The sequence below is a fragment of the Kineococcus sp. NPDC059986 genome, from assembly GCF_040702905.1.
GTDB lineage: Bacteria > Actinomycetota > Actinomycetes > Actinomycetales > Kineococcaceae > Kineococcus.
The window spans coordinates 97357-117507 of record NZ_JBFBND010000004.1 but is presented as its reverse complement, the minus strand read 5'-3'; the positions used below and the strand labels follow the sequence as shown (position 1 = coordinate 117507).

The following is a 20151-nucleotide window of genomic DNA, read 5'->3' as shown; positions in this document are numbered from 1 at the left end:
CATCCGCCAGGAAGCCGCAGGTCACCTCGGCACCCCGGACGGAGTTCGGGTCGGTGACCCCTTGGGGCGGGATCGTAACCACGTCGGCGATAGATGCACCAGCACATCTACGGGATTCTTGCGAGAAGTTTTCTCGGGCAACTCACGGTTTCCACGGCGCGTCCGAAGGTCCCTCACAGCCGGCGTCCGGAGAACTCCTGGCTGGACCCCGGCAGGCTCACTCCAGCAGCGGGCCGAGCGCTTTCGCCGTGGCGTGCAGGCGGTCCGCGACGCCGCCCAGACCCGTGGCCGACGACGCGGGGCTCGTGGCCAGCAGGGCGCCCACCACGTTCCCGCCCGGCCCCGGGACCGCGACCGCCAGGGCACGGACCCCGGGGGCGATCTCGCCGCGGGCCTCCTCCTGCCCCGTGAGCACCTCGAGGACGACCCGCGCACGGGCGGGGTCGGCCGGCGGGGGGACGTCCGGGTCGACGTCGACCACCCGGACCGCACCGCCCCGCGGCACGCACAGGTGCACGCCGGCGCGCACCCCCGAGCGCAACCGCGCGAGTTCCTCACGGGCCGCGGTGACCACGCGCACCGGGGCCGCCGCCTCGACCAGACCCTCGACCCGGGCACCGAGCGCGAACCCAGACAGGTCCGGCAACCGGACGACGTGCTCCTCGGCCACGAGGAGGTTCAGCAGCCGGTAGGCCGTCGCCCGGGGCAGACCGGTGACCGCGGCCAGTTCGGCGGCGGTGACCCCCGACCCGGCGCGGGCGACGGCCTCGAGGAGTTCCAGCGCGGACGTCAGCGCCTTCGGCTGGCGTCCCGTCAGGTCGCTCACCACGAGACCACCCGGAGGCTCACGAGAGCACGTCCTGCCGTCGCGTCTCGTCGTACAACCCGACCCGCGCCACGAGGGCGGGTCGGCGCCGGCGCAGCACGAGCGCCCGCAGCACCGAGAGCGCGAGCAACCCGGCGGCCGCGAGCACCCAGCCCCCGCCCGCCGCGACGGACCACGCGACGCACGCGGCCAGCACGGCGACGAGCGAGCCCGTGGCCATCGCGGCCACGAGGACCGGCGGGAGGGTCAGTTCGCCGATGCGCCGCAGGAACACCGGGGCGGCGAGGCAGACGAGGACGTAGCCGCCGACGTAGCCGCACGTGCCGACGACGAGGAGCCCGCGCAGCACGTCCCCCGCGGGGACGCCGGCGAGCAGGACCACGGAGGGGACGACGACGGCGACCACCGTCGAGACGGCGACGGCCACGGCAGGGGTGCCGAACCGGCTCGTGCCGCCCCAGGACCGGGGCGCCACCCCCTCGCGGCCCATCGTGAACAGCAGGCGCACGAGCGCGGTGAGGGACGCCGAGGCGCACCCGACGAACGAGGTGAGGATGCCCAGTTCGAGCACGGCCGCCAGGGCCGGGTCGCTGAGCACCGAGACGGCCGCGGCCAGGGGCAGCGGGGCCGCCCCCGACCCGGGGGTCGCGGCGAACACGACCGACTGGGCCGCCGCGGCGAGCACGTAGAGGAGCCCCGAGACGAGCGCCGTCCAGCGCACCGCGCGCGGTACGACGGCGAACGGGCGGCGGCTCTCGGTCGCGAGCGAGCCGGCGCTCTCGAACCCCACGAACGCGGTCACGGCCAGCAGCAGTCCCTGGGCCCCCGGTCCGAAGGGGTGCCCCCCGCCCCCGACCAGGGTCGCCGGGTCCGGGGCCCCCTCCCGCGCGACCGCGGCCACGACGACCACCCCGAGCACGACGAGCACGACGGAGATCGACAGCAGTTCCAGCGCCAACCCGAGCCGGGCCGAGATCCCGGCGCCGCGCACCGCGAAGGCCGCCACCAGCAACCCCACCAACGCGAGGACCCCCACCTCGGCGACGACGGTGGGCAGCGTCCCCGGTGCCAGGACGCGACCGACGAGCGCGGCCCCGGACGTGGCCGCGCCGGTGAGCGCCCCCGCCACGAGGAACCCGTAGCCGACGACGAGGAAGCCGCCCGCGACGGTCCCGGCCGTCCCCCCGAGCCCCTTGGCGGTGAAGGAGTACAGCGAACCGGGCGCGACCATCCGGCGCGAGAACTGCCCGACGCAGGAGCTCACGAGGAGCACGAGGACCGTCGCGACGAGGTAGGCGACCGCGGACGGCGGCGCGCCCGCCAGTGAGAACGCCTGCCCCGGCGACGTCGCCATCGCCGCGGCCGGGGCGGTGGCCGCGACCGACTGGGCCAGCACCTCCAGCGGACCCAGCCGGCGACGGCGCAGGCCCGCGACCGGCGAGACCGAGCGGAGCGCGGGTACCGTCACGGCAGGCACGGTCCCGCGACGGTGTTTCACCGGTGTTGCGCGGGTGTTTCCGGCCGTCGCGGGGGAACGGGACACCGCCGTCCCACCCCGTCCCGGTCGACGAGATCGTCCGTCACACAGGAGCAACACCACGGAAACCGGCCGGGAGCAGGATCGCTGGCGGGGCGGTCGGCCGACCGCCCGACCCCCCGCACGGAGGAGCGTCATGGCGTCCACCGCGAGCACCACGGAAGCACCGGCGCAGCCGCGCCGCCTGTCCGGCCGGCTCGGCGTCGGCTCGATCGTCTTCATGGTCGTGGCCGCCGCCGCACCGCTGACGGTCGTCGGCGGCAGCGTGCCCCTGGGCATCACGATCGGCAACGGCGCGGGGTTCCCCGCGATGTACGCGATCGGTTCGGTCGTCCTGTTCTTCTTCGCCGTCGGGTTCGTGGCGATGACGCGGTACGTCCCGAACGCGGGCGCGTTCTACACCTACATCGCGGCCGGGCTCGGCCGGCTCCACGGCCTCGGCGGTTCGTTCCTCGCCCTGCTGACCTACCAGACGATCCAGGCCGCGGTGTACGGCTACCTGGGGGCGGCCCTGGGCGGGGTCGTCTCCGACGACCTCGGCGGTCCGGACCTGCCGTGGTGGGTGTGGGCCGGGCTGGCCATCGCCGTCGTCGGGTTCCTCGGGTACCGCCACATCGACCTGTCGAGCAAGGTCCTCGGGGTCCTGCTCGTGGCCGAGGTCGGGATCGTGCTCGTCGTCGACGCGGGCGTCGTCCTCTCCGGCGGCGGCCCCGACGGGTTCTCCACCGCGTCGGTCACGCCGTCGGGGATCGCCTCCGGCGCCCCCGGCATCGGGCTGATGTTCGCCCTCGCGGGGTTCATCGGGTTCGAGTGCACCGCGGTGTTCCGCGACGAGGCGCGCGACCCCGACCGGACGATCCCGCGCGCCACCTACGCCTCCCTCGCCCTCATCGGCGTCTTCTACACGCTCTCGGCGTGGTCGGTCGTCTCCGCCTGGGGTGACGAGGGTGCGGTCACCGAGGCCGCCGCCGACCCTGAGGGCATGGTCGTGCGCACGGCGTCCGACTTCGTCGGTGTCGCCGCCGGGGACGTCGTCCAGGCGCTGCTGCTGACGAGCCTGTTCGCCTGCGTCCTGTCGTTCCACAACGTCGTCAACCGCTACGTGTTCTCGATGGCCAACACCGGGGTGCTGCCGCGGCTCTGGGGCCGCTCCCACGCCCGGCACCACTCCCCGCACACCGCGTCGCTGCTGCAGACGGGCGCCTCCGTCGTCCTCGTCGTCGCGTTCGTCGCCGCGGGCCTGGACCCCGTCCTGCAGGTCTACACGTGGATGTCGGGCATCGCGACGCTCGGGTTCATCCTCCTCATGCTGCTCACCTGCATCGCCGTCCTCGTGTTCTTCGCCCGCACCCGCGTCGACCACCGGCTCTGGAACACCAAGGTCGCCCCCGCCATCGGGGTCGTCGGCCTGCTGGTGGCGGCGTACCTGACCGCCGCGAACTTCGGGCTCCTCGTGGGCGGCTGGACCGTGGGCGCGGTGTTCCTCGTCCTCATCGTCGCCTCCTACGTCGTCGGGCCCGTCGTGGGCCTGCTGAAGCCCAGCGCGGACCCGCTCGCCACCGCGGCCTTCGAGGCCGTGCTCGACGCGACCGAACCGGCCGTCCCCCACCAGATCCGCCCCACCCCCCACACCGCTGAGGACCACGCATGAGCCTGCTCGAGACCCCGACCGCCGACCTGTCCGTCGCCGTGGGCCCCGCCCACCCGCTGGACCGCCTCACCGCCGCGGAGGTCGACGCCGCCCGCGAGCTGCTGGAACCCACGCTCACGCCGACGACCCGGTTCGCCTACCTGGGTCTGCTGGAACCGCCCAAGGCCGCCGTCCTCGCCTTCACGCCCGGGGACCCCGTCGAGCGCACCGTGCGGGTCCTGCTGCTGGACACCGCGACGGGCGTCGGGCGCGACGTGCGCGTGTCGCTGTCGGAGCACCGGATCCTGTCCGACCGCACGGTCGACGGCGCCGTCGAGGGCCACCTGCCGATCCTCGAGGAGGAGTTCGCGGCCATCGACCCGATCCTGCGCGCCGACGAGCGCTGGGTCTCCACCCTCGCCTCGCGCGGTCTGGCCCCCGACGACGTCGTGACCGTGCCGCTGTCCGCGGGCCACTACGACGACATCCCGGCCACCGACCCCGGCGCGGCCCGGATCATGCGCGTGTTCGCCTTCGCCCAGCCAGACGGGTCGGCCCTGCCGTGGGCGCACCCCGTCGACGGGATCGTCGCCTTCGTCGACCTGTCCGCCGGCCGTGTCCTGCACGTCCTGGACCACCAGCGGTTCGAGGTCCCGACCCAGAGCGGGAACTGGGACGAGGCGCCGCACGCCCAGGCCGAGCGGACCGACCTCAAGCCCATCGTCATCACCCAGCCGGAGGGGCCCAGCTTCTCCGTGGACGGCGACGTCATCAGCTGGCAGGGCTGGAAGGTGCGGGTCGGTTTCGACGCCCGCGAGGGGCTCACGCTGCACCAGCTGTCCGTGGCCGACCACACCGGCCCGGACCCGAGCGTGCAGCGCGACGTCGTCTACCGCGCCTCCATCGCCGAGATGGTCGTGCCCTACGCCGACCCCTCCCCCGTCCGGTTCTGGCAGAACTACTTCGACACCGGCGAGTACCTGTTCGGCCGGTTCGTCAACTCCCTGGCGCTGGGCTGCGACTGCCTCGGGGAGATCCACTACTTCGACGCCGTCCTGGCCGACGAGACCGGCCACCCCAAGACGGTGCAGAACGCCATCTGCCTGCACGAGGAGGACTACGGGGTGCTGTGGAAGCACTCCGACATGTTCAACGGCATGAACGAGACCCGCCGCCAGCGCCGCCTCGTCATCTCGTTCTTCACCACGATCGGCAACTACGACTACGGGTTCTACTGGCACCTCTACCTCGACGGGACGATCGAGCTGGAGGCCAAGGCCACGGGCGTCGTGTTCACGGCCGCCTACCCGGAGGGGGGCCTGGAGTACTCCACGGAGATCGCCCCGGGTCTGGCGGCGCCGTTCCACCAGCACCTGTTCTCGGCGCGCCTGGACATGATGGTGGACGGTCTGGCCAACGCGGTCGAGGAGGTCGACGCCGTCCGCGTCCCCCGCGGCGAGGGGAACGCCTACGGCAACGCGTTCGCCAGCAGGGCGACCCGGTTGACGAGCGAAGCCGTGGCCCAGCGCGAGGCGAACGGGGCCGTGGGCCGGGTCTGGCACGTGCTGAACACCGAGAAGACGAACGCGCTCGGCCAGCCCACCGGGTACGCGTTGCACCCCGAGCACCAGCCCCTGCTGCTGGCCGACGACACCTCCGTGGTGCACGACCGGGCGACGTTCGGGACCAAGCACCTGTGGGTCACGCAGTACGACAGCGAGGAGCGCTACCCCGCCGGGGACCTCGTCAACCAGAACCCCGGCGGCGCGGGGCTGCCGCAGTTCGTCGCGGGTGACCGCGACCTCGACGGCCAGGACCTCGTGCTGTGGCACACGTTCGGGCTGACCCACTTCCCGCGCCCGGAGGACTGGCCGGTCATGCCCGTCGACTACGCCGGGTTCACGCTCAAGCCCGTCGGGTTCTTCGACCGCAACCCCGCGCTCGGGGTTCCCGTGGCGGAGAACGCGCACGGCGGGTCCGAGGGCGGGTGCTGCGGGGCGTGACCACGGCCCGTCCCGCGGTGCCCCGGGAGGTCGCGGTCTCCCGGGGCGCCGCGGTGGCCGGGGCGGTGGCGGCCGTCCTGCACGTGCCGCTGGCGGTCGCGCACGCCGGTTCCTCGCTCGTCCTGGCGGCCGGGCTGCTCGTCATGTCGCTGGCGTGCCTGCCGTGCGCGGGACACCTGTGGCGCTCTCCGTCACCGCGGACCTGGACGGTCGTGGCCGCGGTCGGAACTGCGGTGCTGCTGGTCCACGCGGCGCTGCTCGCGGGACCGGCGGGACCTTCCGCCCCGGGCGCCGCGCCCGGCGGGCACGCCGGCCACGCGACGGCCCTGGCCCTGCCGGGGCTGCACGGCACCGCGGTGGGGGACGTCGGGCTGGTGCTCGTCTCGGTGCTGACGCTCGCGCAGGTCCTGTCGTGCCTCGTGCTCCTGTCCCTGGTCCTCCTGCGCCGGACCGGCCGGCGGCCCCTGCCGGTTCAGTCCACCGTGAGGTAGAAGAAGTCGCGCTGGTCGGGGGCGAGGTACCGGTCGGCCTCGCGGGTCATGTCGGGCAGCAGCTTGGCGGGTTCGACGGGTTCCTTCGACCCCGCCGGCGCGGGCACCCAGCTGGAGAACGAGACCATCCCGCTGTGCATGTCGAGCTCCATGCCGCGGACCGCACCGGCCTCGACGAGGGCGTCGGCCAGGTGCACGAGGTCGAGGCCGTTGCCGGCGGCGTAGACGAGGTCCCCGGCCGCGTCGACCCCGAGGCCAGAGCGCCAGGTGAACTGCCCCTGGTTGTGGGCCGTGCCCCAGCGGCCGGACCCGTTCGCCGACAGGCCGGGCACCGGGGCGCCGTCGTCGACGACGAGGTGGAGGTTCTGCCGGGCGGCGGTGGTCCCCGCGTCCAGCGTCACGTCGGAGCCCAGGGCCCCGACCTGCAGGGCACCGGAACTCTCCACGGCCGCCGTGGCCAGACCGTCGACGAGCGGGCGGGAGGACCGGCCGTCCTCGAAGAACCCGCCGGGGGTGTCGTGGAACTTGAACCCCGCGTTGAAGGTGGCGAGGAGGTTCGGGACGTCCTTCGGCGCGACCCGCGCGCCCCCGGGCCAGGACCCGGTGTCCGGTTCCTTCGTCCCGGCGACGAGGTGGGCGGTGTAGCTGCCGGCGCGGATCCACGCGGCCGCCGCGACGACACCCGGTTCGGCGGCGTCCGGACGGAACCAGGTGGTGTAGAGCGCGGGTTCCCCGTCGCGGCCGAGGCGGCCGGCCGTCCAGTGCCCCTCGACGCCGGACTCCGTCACGGCGCCGTGCACGACCGGCGGGGCGTCGGGCGTCCCGGCGGGGACCTCCGCGCCGCGGACGGCGGGGACGGCGCCGTGCGGGACGTGCCGGGAGAACCACCAGTTCTCGGCCAGGTCCACGAGGTGGCCGCCGCCGTGGTCGCGCACCCACTCCACCGCCCGGACCGAGGCCGGTGCGGCGCCGGGGGCGACCATCGCCTGGCCGAAGGAGACGGCCGGCACGGCGACGACGCAGGCCGTGCCCAGGGCGATCCACCGTCGCGTCCGGCGCCGGCGCGGGGCGGGCGGCGCGGCGAGGCTCGGCGGCTCCTGCAACTGGGTCACGGTGTCCAGGGGACCAGCCCCGGCTGGGTGCGGGCTGGAACCCCGGTGGGTGCGACCGGTCAGACGGCGGACAGCACCCCAGTGCCCAGGAGCGCGATGAGCACGACCCCGAGACCCACGCGGTACCCGGCGAACACGCTGATGCGGTGGTGGGCGACGAAGCGCAGCAGCCAGGCGATCGAGGCGTAGGCCACGACGAGGCTGACGAGGGTTCCCACGGCGGTCGCGCCCCAGCCGACGGTGCGGGAGACGTCGTTCCCGGCCGACACGCCCTCGTACAGGCCCGCGGCCGTCAGGGCGGGGATCGACATGAAGAACGACAACCGGGTGGCGGTGACGCGGTCGAGGCCGCGGAACAGCCCCGCGCTGATCGTGGCCCCGGAACGGGACACCCCCGGGACGAGGGAGAGGCACTGCACGACACCGATGGCGAGGGCGTCCTTGAGCGAGACCTCCCCCTCCCCGCGCTGCCGCGCGCGGCGGGCGGCGTACGTCTCGGCGGCGACCATGACGGCGCTCCACCCGATGAGGGCGAAGGCGACGACCCACAGCGAGCGCAGGGGGCCGGCGACGACGTCCTTGGCGAGGAACCCCACGATCCCGACCGGGATCGAGCCCACGACGACGCACCAGGCGAGGCGGTAGTCCGTCCCCCGTTCGGCGGCGTCCCGCAGGCCGTGGACCCACGCCAGGAACAGGCGGGCGATGTCGCGGCGGAAGAACCAGATGACCGCGACGATGGCGCCGAACTGGATGATCGCCGTGAACGCCGTCGTCCCGGCGTCGTCGACGCGCAGGCCCAGCAGCTTCTCGACGATGGTGAGGTGCCCGGTGCTGGAGACCGGGAGGAACTCGGTGAGCCCCTCGACGATCCCGAGCACGACGGCCTGCCACAACTGCACGTGTTTCCCCGTTCCTTCTGGTGGACGTCTGAGTGGTGGTGCGGTTCAGGCGTTCGGCTGGGCCCTGTGCCGACGCACCAGGAGCACGACGACCCCCGCGGCGACGACGACCGCCACGACGACGGCGCTGCCCTGGCCGAGCTCGCTGGCCGCCCTGGTGTACGACGTGCCTGCCGCCCAGCCCACGAGGACCGCGGCCGTGGCCCACAGCACGCCCCCGGCGACGTTCCACACCGCGAAGCGGCCGTACGGCATCCGGGAGGCGCCCGCGAGGGCGGGGGTCACGGCCCGCAGGAAGGCGGTGAACCGGGCGAGGAACACCGCGACGCCACCGCGGTCGCGCAGCAGCCGCTGACCCCGCTCGAGACCGGCGGAGTGCCGCCGCAGGGGGCGGACCGTGAGGAGCCGGTCCCCGAAGCGCCGTCCGACGAGGTAGCCGACCGCGTCCCCGGTGACGGCCGCGACGGCCACGACGAGGACGGCCGGGACGAGCGGGACCCGTCCGAGGCTGGCGGCCGCTCCCGCCAGGACCGCGGCGGTCTCCCCCGGCACGACGAACCCCACGAAGAGGGCGTCCTCGACGAACACCAGCGCGGCGACCGCGGCCAGCAGCCAGCCGGCCGGGACCCCGAGCAGGGTCGAGAGGAACTCGTGCACAGCGGAACCCACGCGGACACTGTGGCAGTCGTCGGCTGAACGTCAGCTGAACCGACGTGCCGGTCCCGTGCAGGGTCGATGCTGGTGCCGTGGCGGTGAGGTTCCGGGAACGGGGAGCGGTGCGCGGACGACTGGGGGTCCTGGCGGCGCGGGTGGTGACGCTGTGGCGGGGCGCGGGCGTCCAGGTGCGCTCGACGGTGGCGGCCGTCCTCGTGCAGGCGCTCGTCGTGGTGGCCGCCGGGGGCCTGCTGCTCCTGCTGCTGCGCGACGACCTGCGCCAGTCCCTGGAGGCGTCGAACCTCGCGACGGCGCAGTCGGTGCAGGCCCTCGCGGAGGTCGACCGGCCGGACCTGCAGGCCGCGATCGACGCTGCCGCCCGGCGCCGCGCGGCGGTCCAGCTCGTCGACGCCGACGGTCAGGTGGTGGCCTCCAGCGCCGACCTGCGCGGGGCCGCTCCCCTGCTGGACCCCGCCACGGTGGGCACGGGCACGCACCACGCCAAGGTGCACCTGCCCTTCGACGACGACGCCTACCTCGTGACGAGCCTGTCCGGGGAGGTCGACGGCGCCCGGTCGACGGTGTTCGTGGCGCAGTCCCTCGGCACGGGCGAGGACACGCTGCACGCCGCCGCCGCGGGGCTCGCCGTCGCGGGGCCGCTGCTGCTGCTCGCGGTGGGCGTGGCCACCTACGTCTTCGTGGGCCGCTCGCTGCGGCCGGTGTCCCGGATCCGGCGGACGGTGGAGGGGATCAGCCACCGGGACCTGTCCGAACGGGTGGACCAGCCCCCGGGGGCCGACGAGGTGGCGAAGCTGGCGACGACGATGAACGACATGCTCGACCGCCTGGAGGGCGGGGAGGCCGTGCGGCGGCAGTTCGTCTCCGACGCCAGCCACGAGCTGCGCAGTCCCGTGGCCACGCTGCGGGCGGCGGCCGACATCGCGCTCACCCAGCCCGGACGCACGGACACGGCCGACCTCGCGCGGCTCGTGCGGGGCGAGAGCCAGCGGCTGGACCGGCTGGTGTCGGACCTGCTGCTGCTCGCCCGCCTCGACGAGCGGGGCCGGGCCGGGACGGACGCGGGGCCGGGACCGGAACGGGAGGAGGTGGACCTCGACGACCTCGTCACCGAGGAGCACCGGCGCCTGCGCGGGACGACGGGGTTGGACGTGACCCTGCACCGGGAACCGGCGCGCGTGCTGGGCGACGCCTCGGCGCTCGCGCGGGTCCTGCGCAACCTCGTCGACAACGCCGTCCGGCACGCCCGGTCCTCGGTCGCCCTCGACCTGCGCCACAACGCCTCCCACGCCGTCCTCGTCGTGACGAACGACGGCGCCCCCGTCCCGCCCGCCGACCGGGAACGGATCTTCGACCGGTTCGTGCGCCTGGACGAGAGCCGGGCGCGCGACGCCGGCGGCAGCGGGCTCGGCCTGGCCGTCGTCCGGGACGTCGTCAGCGCGCACGGCGGGTCGGTGCGCGTCGCCGACCCCGACGACGGGGCGCCCGGGACGAGCTTCCGGGTGGAGCTGCCGCTGGGCGGGGCGTGACCGCTCAGCGGTCGGGGACGAACCGGTAGCCCGCGCCGCGGACGGTCTCGAAGAACTCCCGGCCGAGCTTGCGGCGCAGGTACCCGACGTACACCTCGACGGTGTTGTCGTCGCCGTCGTAGAACTCGTCCCAGACGTTCTGCAGGACGTTCGTCTTCGTCAGGACGTCGCCGGGGTGGCGCATGAAGTGGTGCAGCACCTGGAACTCCCGGGCCGTCAGGCGGACCTCGACGCCCTCGAGATGCACGCGCTGCTGCGACGGGTCGAGGGTCAGCCGACCCGCGTCGAGGACGGCTGGCCGCTCGGGGGCCCCGCGCCGCACGAGCGCCCGCAACCGGGCCACGAGCACCTCGAAGGAGAACGGCTTGCGCAGGTAGTCGTCGGCGCCGAGGTCGAACGCGTCGGTCTCGTCGTACTCACCGTCCTTGGCGGTGAGCACCAGCACGGGCGTCCACACCTGCCGCTGCCGCAGCGTGCGGCACACCTCGTACCCGTTGAGGCGCGGCAGCATGATGTCGAGCACGAGGACGTCGAACGTCCCCTCCTGTGCGCGGTGCAACCCCGCGACGCCGTCGTGGGCGACCTCGACGGTGAACCCTGCCCCCGTCAGACCGGTGGCGAGCGTCGTCGCCAGGGTGACCTCGTCGTCCACGAGCAGGATGCGCACCCGACTATCATGCCGAATCCGGGCTGCCAGCCGGCCAGGAACGAAACCGGGCGCGATGCCGCACCCATGTCTCGCCGATCACGGGCCTCCGCCACATCGCGATCGAGGTGCGGAACGAGCAGACGTGATGTCGCCACATGCGGCGGCGGCCTGCACCGCCGCATGTCATCCAGGTTCGTGCTCCAGCGACTCACTCCCCACGTGGAACCCGCTTCGCCCGGAAGCCGATGACGGCGAAGACCACGAGCACGACCGTCACTGCGAGCTGAAGCACCCGCCCCGACCAGGCGCTGTCTTGCCAGTTCACGGCTTGGGCAAAGACGGAGATGAGGCTGAACGCCAGGAAGAACCAGCGCAGCGTAGGCACCATCCGGGACCCCCCTGATCTCCTGGTCGGCATTGCCTTCACCTCCCCGTCGACGGCGGAACCGCCACCTTCGACCGATGATGGCCCTTCCTTCTGGAATCGCTCCCACTCACGCAGCTCGTGGAATCGTCCCGGCAGCTTGGTCGACGCGTGAGCCAGGAAGCCCACCGCGGGCAACAGGAAGACGACCGCACCCCAGTCTTCCATGTGCCCCTCCACCGCAGATGTCGACGCCACGCCAAGCAGGACGAGGACAGCAACCAGAGCCACGACGACACCCCCGGCCTTCGGGATGAATTCCCTGAGCAGCATGGCGTTCCTGGGTTCCTCCACGCCTGGAGTTCCTCTCGCGACAGGACGGGGTGGGGTTACCCGTCAGAGGGAACCCCACCCCGGGTCGACACTGGACTTGGAGAGGTTTCTGAGCCCCTATGCGGATCCGACACACGAGAAGTGACTGAGGGGTTTCGCCGAGTTCCGTCAACCCCGGACCACAAGCGAACATGCATGCGACGTCAAGTGCTGTAGTTCACGGTCGCGGCTCACGTTCAGACGACGAGTGACGGTCGCGGCGTCGATGATCCCTCTCGACCGCAACGACAGCCGCAACGGCCGCAATGGCGGCAAAAGCCAGCACCCAGCGAAGGGCGCCGCTTGCCAGAACTGCAGCGATTGCGAAACCTACAGCACTGGCTGTACGAGCGATCAGTCCAATCAACCTCATGTCAGTTCCTCTCTACCCTCCAGCGAGGGGCGGTGGGAGCATATCCGCCCGCGGCATGCTCCCACCACTCAAGCTTGAATCGCGGTCAGCCAGCCGTGTAAGTGCCTCCGGTCGACGGGTTGAGGAACTTGCGACCAGTCAGGTGCTCCTTGGAGCCATAGTCGGGGCCACCACCGTTGGCTGGAAGGCAATCCGCAGTACTGTACGTGCCTCCCGCCAAGGAACCTGCTGTCACGCCGATACCAAAAGGTGTAGTCGGCGGGTCCACGAGTGCCAAAAAGCCCAGAACCAGCGCAGCTGTGCCAACCAGGCAGGCGTGAGGCAAAGCGCCTGTAGGGTCGTTGTAAGTGCTGGGGCAACCCTTGGCGTAGATGTACTGCGGGTCCTGGCCGGTGGGGTCTTGCTGGGTGAATCGGCCCTGCGCGGGGTCGTAGTAGCGGACGCCGAGCTTGGTCAGCCCTGTGGCGGTGTCGGTGTAGCCCTGGCCGTAGCGCATGGGGTTGTTGCCCGCCTCGGAGCCGCTGCTGGCGCGCAGGCCACCGTAGGGGTCGTAGGAGTACTGCGCGGTGATGGCGCTGTCGGTGGCCACGGCGGTGACGTTACCCAGGTTGTCGCTCGTGTAGTACCGGTTGGTCCCGTCGGGCAGACCGGCGGAGATGAGGCGCCCGTCAGGGGTGTACCGGAAGGCCGTCCCGGAGGTTCCGGTGAAGGTGGCCTGCAGGCCCAGGGGGCCGTTGATGGTCTCCACTGCCCCGACGCTCTGGCGGGCCCCGTTGCCGGCCCCGAGGTAGCTGTAGGCCACCGCGGTGCTGCTGCCGGTGGGGGTGGCGGAGGTGAGGGCGTCGCGGGCGTTGTAGCTGCCGGTGCCCCAGGTGGGCGCGGCGGTCTGGTTGCCGTTGGCGTCGTAGGACCAGCCGGTGGTGGAGCTGTTGCGGCTGACGGCTTCGTTGGCGCCGTTGTAGCCCCACGTGGTGGTGGCGGTGCCGGTGCTGGCGGTGGTGGTCGGGGTGGTGGCCCCGGCGGTGGTGACGCCGGTGCGGTTGCCGGCCTTGTCGTAGGTGTAGGCCCAGGAGGCGTTGACCGCACCGGTGGTGGTCTTCTCCGTGGCCTTGGTGAGGCGGTTGAGGCCGTCGTGACCGTAGGCGGTGACCGAACCGGCCGGGGCCGTGGTACCGGCGTAGTCGGTGCGGGACTGCACCAGGGCGCGGTCTCCGCTGGTCCCCGAGCCGCCCGCGACGGTGTAGGAGTACCCCAGGTCGGAGACGACGAAGGAGCCGACGGCGTCGGTGATGCGGGTGGGCCGTTCGGAGGCGTCGCGGGTGGTCGTCTGGACCAGGCCACCGGGGAAGGTCCGGGAGGTCTCGGCGCCGTTGGTGTCGTAGGTGAAGGTGATGGTGTCGCTGCTCGAGCCGTCCGGTTCGGTCATCGAGGTGAGCTCGTTGGCGGCGTCGTAGGAGTAGGTGACCTGGCCGTAGATGTCGTCGACGCTGGTGATGTTGCCGGCGTTGTCGTAGCCGGTGGCGAAGCTGTTGCCGCTCATGTTCGGCTGCTGGCGCGAGACCTCCCGGTCGAGGGCGTCGTAGGTGTAGGAGCTGGTGCCGGCGGCGGAGTCCGCGGACTGGGTGAGGTTGCCGTCGGCGTCGTAGGAGTTGGTGACGGTGGCACCCCCGGCGAACGTGGTGGTGGTGATGCGGTCGTCGGCGTCGTAGGCGTACTGGGTCTTCTGGCCCTTGCCGTCGGTGACGGAGGTGACGCGGTTGGCGCTGTCATAGGTCAGCGTGGTGGCGCCCAGGGGGGCGGTGGGGGTGACCTTGGTGAGGTTGCCGTTGGCGTCGTAGCGGTAGGTGGTGACGTTGCCGTTGCCGTCGGTGCTGGTGCACACCTGCCCGGTCTTGCCGCCGCACTGGGTCGGCGACGACGTCGTGGAGGTGGTCGCGGCTTGGTAGGTGAAGGTGCTGGTGGTGGCGCCGGTGCCGCCGGCGGTGGTGGCGGTGGTGTCCTTCACCGTCAGGATGTTGCCGACACCGTCGTAGGTGTAGGCGCTGGTGTTGCCGGCGGCGTCCGTGGCGGTCTTGGGCTGGTAGGCGGTGCCGGTGCTGCCGCTGGCGGCGGTGTAGGAGGCGCGGGCGGCGGCGCCGGTGGGCAGCTGCACCGCGGTGCGGTTGTTCAGGGTGTCGTAGCTGTAGGTCGTGATCGCCCCCGTCGCCCCGCCGGTGCCGCCGGTGCCTGTCCCGGAGCTGGCCCCGGCGTCGGTCGTGGTGGCCAGGTCGGAGTTGGGGGTCCAGGTCTGCGACCGCATCCGGCCCAGGGGGTCGGTGACGGAGGTGACGCGGCCGGTGGAGTCCAGGGCGAAGGTGCTGACACCGCCGGTGGGGCTGGTTTCGCGGGTGGAGGTGGAGGTACCGCTGGTCGTGTTGTAGGCGAAACCTGTGACGGCGGCGTTGCCGCTGGTGGCCCCGGCCGTCAGGTAGCGCGTGACGGCGGTGACGCGGGAGGCGCCGTCGTAGGTGAAGTACGTCCAGTTCCCGTCGGGGGTCTGGATGCCGTCGAGACCACCGGTGCGGGAGTTGTCGAAGGTCGTCACCGCGCCGGTGGCGTCGGTGATGGTGTGGACTCCCCCACCGGAGTAGTAGGCGATGGTGACCGAGCGGCCGACGGGGTCGGTGATCTGGGTCAGGCCCAGCGAGCTGTAGGTGAAGGTGGTCACCTGGCCGTTGGCGTCGGTCAGGGAGGACAGGCGGTTGGCCGAGTCGTAGGACAAGGTCAGCCCGACGCCGTTGCGGTCGACGTCCTTGATGAGGTAGCCGCCGGCGGTGAAGGTGAGTTTCTCGCTGCTGACGTGGTAGGTCAGGGACCAGGTGCCGTCGCTGTTGTGGACGAGGTCGGCGTTGACGCCACCGGGGCTGGTCCAGCCGCCGGAGGAGGTGGCCGTGAACGCGGCGGTGAAGCCGCTGGGACCGTAGAACGTGGTCGTGGAGGTGCCGACCTGCAGGCCGATGTCCTGACCGGTGGACAACGACCCGCCGTAGCTGAGAGACCCCTGGGCGGTGTTGAGGGTGTTGAAGAAGGTGTCGAGGTTGACCGACAGGCCGGGTGCGTTGCGGGTCAGGGCCTGGTCGCGGACGACGAGGTTGCCGTTGGCGAGGTTGACGCCGGCGGTGAGGGTGGAGGTGAGGTTGAACGACTCCAGCCCGTAGTAGGACTGGATGCCCAGGCCGGCGCCGGAGGCCCCCGCGCCCGGGAACCCGGTGGTGGGGGTCGACTGCGCAGAGGCAGCGGAAGCGCTCTGCGACTGCGTCGCGGTCTGGGTCGAGGCCTGGGTGGAGGTCTGAGCCGCCAGGAGTTTGGCGCCGGTGCCACTGGCGTCCGACGGCGAGGCCGCGACCTTCCCCGCACCGCCCGGCTTCGCCGGAGGTGCCCAGGCGGTGGTCGGCGTGCCGCCCACGACCGTCCGGTTCACCGTGCCCGGCGTGAACGTGGGGGCGTGGGCCGATGCTGCGCGGGCCGCGGCAGCCTGTGCAGCCGCCTTCTGCGCAGCTGCTGCGCGAACACCTGTCAACCCAGCGGCCTGGGCGCCGACACGACTGCCCGAGGAGCCAGTGGATGCGGCAGCGGCGGCGGCCGCCCAGTTGCCGGCCAGGGGGGCGTTGCTGCTCTGCGCCGCGGTCCACCCATCGGTCGGAGTTGCCGGGCCAGAACCCCAGTGCGGCAGTGCACGGGTCGGTGACGCGGTCTGTACCGCCGCCGCAGGAGACGTCTGCGTGGACGATTGCGTGGACATGGGGTCAGCGGCCGAGGCGGGCATGGCGAACGCGACGGCGACGCCGGCGGCAAGCGTCGCCGCCAGCCCGGCTCCCGCACCGGCCCGCAACATCGCGGTGGGCGGGGTGGCCAAGCCGACCAGGCCGACCAGGCGTCCCGTGGCTCGCGTCATCGACGACGCTTCCTTGCGAGCGGGTCGGTCGGGCTGCGCCTGGTGAGGCTCAGAGGTCTGGTGGTGAGTGCGGCGGGTGCGCCCGCCGTTGGGTGTTGCCATGAGGTTCCTCCCCCACACACCGGAACGGTCGCTGCACGCGCCCTTGAATTCCAGTGACTGACGGTGACGAACTTTGCCCGAGGCAGGCACCTCACGGACAGAGTCCGAACGAGTGAGTTCTGTGAGAAAAACCATCGACAAAATCCGTAACGCGAATGTCTTCCATTGCACTGCAATAGATTCGCCAGTTTCTTGAATGCTGACCGGATACGAACCGGGTCCCACCTGACAGTCGACTGACCCTTGGATGGGGTTTGCCCGGGCGCGTGAGATCGATGACCGCGGGCCTGGCCCACCCCTGTCAGCGTTGTCGTGCTGCTACGTAATGGCATCAATTTCATCTGCGCTGCAGCGGTTGTCTGGTAGCGCCGCGCTGGAACGACCACACCTCGACGATCGACGTATCGTCAGATGCTGCACTGTTCCTGGGAATGGACTGCCAGTTCGGCCTCCCCCGGGTCTCACGGCGGCGACCAGGACAAGCGGTGCCCGCTGGGCACCCGACCCGCGGCAGTCGCACCAGACGCCCCGCGGGGAGCAGGCGAGCTTTCACCACTCCAACCCGTTGTTGCACAACGCCTCAGTGGTCCACTCCGCTAGGGCGAGGAGTTCGCTCCGGCGGAGGTCTTCCGACGAGCGGAAACTTCGGCCCCCTCCCCGAACTGTGAACGCAAGAAAAGACCTCATTCGTGTTCCTGGGTGGGCGACATCGGCTACTCTCCGTTTGATCATGAGGCGGTGTCACACGTCGTGACGTGGCCGCGGCCTTCGTCGCGGTTGCTCAGTGGCCCGAACGAGTGAGGGTTCGTGTGCTGGAGCAACTGAAGCTCCATGCTCAAGACCTCGTCCGATCCTCTCCCTGCCAGCAGTTGCGGAGTCCGACATGCCCTCCCCTCTGCGCTCGACCACGCCAGCGCCTTCCACCGTGGCCCCACCGGCGCCGACGTCAGCGCCGATGCCCACGGCGACGGGCGGAACGACTTCCCCCGGCGCCTCGGCGGCGACGGCCGACCCGACCCGACGTCCAGCACGCGCGGCCGCCTCCCGCGTCACCGGAACCACCTCGTGGCCCGACCACCCGGTGGTGACGACTGCTGCCGAGGAGAGCGAGGACCCCGCGCCGACGAACGCCGACCAGCAGCTGAAGCGGGACGTCGCCAAGGCCGCACACGAGCCCGTGGCGTGGGTCTGCCGGGCTCACGCGGTGTCGAACCCCCTGCGCCGGCGCCAGAGCTCCGTCGGTCTGGCGCTGTCGCGGACGCACGTCATCGTCGTCACCATCGACGACCCCTCTACGCCTTTCCCCGCCGTCGTGCACGAGCGCTACGTGGTGGCGCAGGTCCGGGCCATCGGTCGCCGGTTCCTCAGAGCGGTGGACGAGCGCGGCCGTGTGCACTGGTTCCGCCTCGGCCCGCAGGAGCCGTCAGCGCGCGCGTTCCTCACACGACCCCGCACGTTCCGGGTCGCTTGACGCCCCCGACTCGACCGCGCCGCGCCCTCACCCCGGTCGTAGGGTTCCGGCATGGAGTACCGCCACCTCGGCCGCACAGGTCTGCGCGTTTCGCCGCTGTGCCTCGGCACCATGAACTTCGGCCCCCGCACGAGCGAGGCCGACAGCCACACCGTGATGGACGCCGCGCACGAGCACGGCATCAACTTCTTCGACACCGCGAACGGCTACGGCAGCCACAAGGGTGAGACGGAGGAGATCGTCGGCCGCTGGTTCGCCCAGGGCGGTGGCCGCCGTGAGAAGACCGTCCTGGCCACCAAGCTCTACGGCGACATGACCGACTGGCCCAACGACGGGAAGTTGTCCGCCTACAACATCCGGCAGGCCTGCGACGCGTCGCTCAAGCGCCTGCAGACCGACCACATCGACCTCTACCAGATGCACCACGTCGACCGGGCGACGCCGTGGGAGGAGATCTGGGAGGGCATGTCCGTCCTGCGCCAGCAGGGCAAGATCCTCTACGCCGGGTCCTCGAACTTCGCCGGCTGGCACCTCGCCGCCGCCCAGGCCAGCGCCGCCGACCGCGGCATCGTCGGCCTCGTCAGCGAGCAGTCGCTCTACAACCTCATGTCGCGCTGGGTCGAACTCGAGGTCCTGCCCGCGGCCGAGCACTACGGCCTCGGCGTCATCCCGTGGTCGCCGCTCGCGGGCGGGTTGCTCGGCGGGGTCCTGGCCAAGCAGGCCAGCGGCGACGAGGGGCGCGGCACGTCGAACACCGACGGGCTGGCCGCGAATCGCGCGGCCATCGAGGCCTACGAGGAGTTCTGCCGGGACCTCGGCGCCGACCCCGCGGACGTCGGCATCGCCTGGCTGCTCACCCGCCCGGCCGTGACGGCGCCGATCATCGGGCCGCGCACCGTGCAGCAGCTCACGGGGTCGCTGCGGTCGCTGGAACTCCAGCTCGACCAGGCCGCGCTCGACCGGCTCGACGAACTGTTCCCCGCGCCGTTCCCGCACGGCAGCAAGCCGGCCCCGGAGGCCTACGCCTGGTGAGAACTCCCTAGCGAGCCGGGATCCGCGACGCACCGAGCAGTACGTCGTCGCGGGTCCCGGCCAGGGACAACCGGATCCACCCCTCCCCGCCGGCACCGAACGCCGACCCCGGCGCCACCGCGACGCGCCGTTCGACGAGGAACCGCTCGCACCAGGCCGCGACGTCGCCACCGCTCACGTGGGACACGTCGACCCAGAGGTAGAACGACCCCTGCGGCCGCTGGAACCGGATCCCGTTCGCGGACAGCACCTCGCACACCGCGTCGATGTTCGCTCGGTAGTGCTCGCGGGCGTCGGCGACGACCTGCTGGTCGCCCGTGAGGGCGGCGAGCGCCGCGTGCTGGGCGGGAGCGTTGACGCAGCTGACCACGGCCTCCTGCGCCGTGCGCAGCATCGGCGCCCAGTCCAGCGGCGCGACGAACCAGCCGACACGGGCCCCCGTCAGCGCGTACGTCTTGGAGAACGAGAACACCGACAGCACCCGGCCGTCGGGGTCGAGCGACGCCGTGGACACGTGCGGGACACCGAACGTGAACCGTTCGTAGACCTCGTCGGAGACGACCCACAGGTCGTGCCGGCGCGCGAACTCCAGCAGCTGCTCCAGCACCGCCGCCGGGTACACCGTCCCCAGCGGGTTCGACGGGGAGTTCACGAGCAGCACGCGGGTCCGCGGGGACACCGCGGCCTCGAGCGCGGTGGAGTCGGGCCGGAACCCGTCCTGGGGGTCGAGGCGGTACGGCACCGGGACGGCGCCGACGTGCCGGGCGGTCATCGAGAAGTTCACGTACCCCGGATCGGGGACGAGCACCTCGTCCCCGGCCTCGAGGGTGAGGGACAGGACCTGGTGCAGCGCCTGCATCCCGCCGGCCGTGACCCACACCTGTTCGGGGTCCACGTGCAGGTCGTTCTCGCGCGCGAGCTTCGCCGCGATCGCCGCCCGCAGCTCCGGGATCCCGCCGTTGGGCGTGTAGTTCGTCCGGTCGTCCTCCCACGCGCGCGCCCCGGCGGCGAGGACGTGCGGCGCGACGGGCAGGTCGGGTTCGCCGACGTTGAGCAGGACGACGTCGTCGAGGCCGCGGGCGAGGTCGTAGATCCGCCGGATGGGCGAGGCGGGGATCGTCAGGGCGTGGGGAGCGATCGCGGGCACGGTCC

15 protein-coding genes are annotated in these 20151 nt (G+C 72.2%); 6 read left to right on the top strand and 9 right to left on the bottom strand.

Translation table 11 applies throughout. From position 1 onward, the window contains the following. Nucleotides 1-217: 217 nt before the first annotated feature. Nucleotides 218-826, bottom strand: a complete 609-nt coding sequence (locus AB0637_RS05365) for a helix-turn-helix domain-containing protein (protein WP_366170140.1) — start codon at nucleotides 824-826, stop codon at nucleotides 218-220. Between the two features lie 19 nt (nucleotides 827-845). Further along, a complete protein-coding gene (locus AB0637_RS05360; protein ID WP_366170139.1) occupies nucleotides 846-2294 on the bottom strand; it encodes an APC family permease in 1449 nt (482 codons plus the stop codon). A 205-nt stretch (nucleotides 2295-2499) separates the two neighbouring features. On the opposite strand from AB0637_RS05360, the gene AB0637_RS05355 reads away from it, so the two are divergent. Genes AB0637_RS05355 through AB0637_RS05345 form a run of 3 tightly spaced genes read left to right on the top strand, consistent with a single transcriptional unit; the run spans nucleotide 2500 to nucleotide 6487 of the window. Continuing rightward, nucleotides 2500-4014, top strand: a complete 1515-nt coding sequence (locus tag AB0637_RS05355) for an APC family permease (protein ID WP_366170138.1) — start codon at nucleotides 2500-2502, stop codon at nucleotides 4012-4014. Beyond that, nucleotides 4011-5996, top strand: coding sequence for a primary-amine oxidase (locus AB0637_RS05350; RefSeq protein WP_366170137.1), 1986 nt, complete (start codon nucleotides 4011-4013; stop codon nucleotides 5994-5996). Before AB0637_RS05355 ends, AB0637_RS05350 begins: the two co-directional genes overlap by 4 nt. After that, complete coding sequence (locus AB0637_RS05345; RefSeq protein WP_366170136.1) at nucleotides 5993-6487, top strand: hypothetical protein; 495 nt, start codon at nucleotides 5993-5995, stop codon at nucleotides 6485-6487. The genes AB0637_RS05350 and AB0637_RS05345 overlap by 4 nt, the downstream gene beginning before the upstream one ends. On the opposite strand, the gene AB0637_RS05340 is transcribed toward AB0637_RS05345, so the two are convergent. From AB0637_RS05340 to AB0637_RS05330, 3 genes are read right to left on the bottom strand one after another with little or no spacing between them, the layout of a single operon-like run. Next, nucleotides 6469-7599, bottom strand: coding sequence for a hypothetical protein (locus AB0637_RS05340; protein ID WP_366170135.1), 1131 nt, complete (start codon nucleotides 7597-7599; stop codon nucleotides 6469-6471). The genes AB0637_RS05345 and AB0637_RS05340 overlap by 19 nt on opposite strands. Before the next feature lie 59 nt (nucleotides 7600-7658). Further along, the gene (locus AB0637_RS05335; protein ID WP_366170134.1) at nucleotides 7659-8501 is read right to left on the bottom strand and encodes an undecaprenyl-diphosphate phosphatase; all 843 of its coding nucleotides are present in this window, start codon (nucleotides 8499-8501) and stop codon (nucleotides 7659-7661) included. A gap of 45 nt (nucleotides 8502-8546) precedes the next feature. Then, entirely contained in the window at nucleotides 8547-9170 is a 624-nt protein-coding gene (locus AB0637_RS05330) for a DedA family protein (RefSeq protein WP_366170133.1), read from the bottom strand. A 77-nt stretch (nucleotides 9171-9247) separates the two neighbouring features. On the opposite strand from AB0637_RS05330, the gene AB0637_RS05325 reads away from it, so the two are divergent. Next, nucleotides 9248-10702: a HAMP domain-containing sensor histidine kinase gene (locus tag AB0637_RS05325; protein ID WP_366170132.1), complete on the top strand. Its 1455-nt coding sequence runs from the start codon at nucleotides 9248-9250 to the stop codon at nucleotides 10700-10702. A 4-nt stretch (nucleotides 10703-10706) separates the two neighbouring features. Here AB0637_RS05325 and AB0637_RS05320 read toward each other — a convergent pair whose 3' ends face one another. The 3 genes from AB0637_RS05320 to AB0637_RS05310 all read right to left on the bottom strand — a co-directional run bounded on the left by AB0637_RS05320 (nucleotide 10707) and on the right by AB0637_RS05310 (nucleotide 15920). Next, nucleotides 10707-11369 (bottom strand): response regulator transcription factor, encoded by a 663-nt coding sequence (locus AB0637_RS05320; protein ID WP_366170131.1) that lies wholly within the window; start codon nucleotides 11367-11369, stop codon nucleotides 10707-10709. A 190-nt stretch (nucleotides 11370-11559) separates the two neighbouring features. Continuing rightward, complete coding sequence (locus AB0637_RS05315) at nucleotides 11560-12069, bottom strand: hypothetical protein (RefSeq protein ID WP_366170130.1); 510 nt, start codon at nucleotides 12067-12069, stop codon at nucleotides 11560-11562. Between the two features lie 476 nt (nucleotides 12070-12545). After that, nucleotides 12546-15920 (bottom strand): RHS repeat-associated core domain-containing protein, encoded by a 3375-nt coding sequence (locus tag AB0637_RS05310; protein ID WP_366170129.1) that lies wholly within the window; start codon nucleotides 15918-15920, stop codon nucleotides 12546-12548. A gap of 1660 nt (nucleotides 15921-17580) precedes the next feature. Between AB0637_RS05310 and AB0637_RS05305 the strand changes: the two genes are divergently transcribed. Continuing rightward, nucleotides 17581-17967, top strand: a complete 387-nt coding sequence (locus AB0637_RS05305) for a hypothetical protein (protein WP_366170128.1) — start codon at nucleotides 17581-17583, stop codon at nucleotides 17965-17967. Between the two features lie 51 nt (nucleotides 17968-18018). Continuing rightward, the gene (locus tag AB0637_RS05300) at nucleotides 18019-18999 is read left to right on the top strand and encodes an aldo/keto reductase (RefSeq protein WP_366170127.1); all 981 of its coding nucleotides are present in this window, start codon (nucleotides 18019-18021) and stop codon (nucleotides 18997-18999) included. A 7-nt stretch (nucleotides 19000-19006) separates the two neighbouring features. Here AB0637_RS05300 and AB0637_RS05295 read toward each other — a convergent pair whose 3' ends face one another. Then, complete coding sequence (locus AB0637_RS05295; RefSeq protein WP_366170126.1) at nucleotides 19007-20146, bottom strand: aminotransferase class I/II-fold pyridoxal phosphate-dependent enzyme; 1140 nt, start codon at nucleotides 20144-20146, stop codon at nucleotides 19007-19009. Nucleotides 20147-20151: the final 5 nt, after the last annotated feature.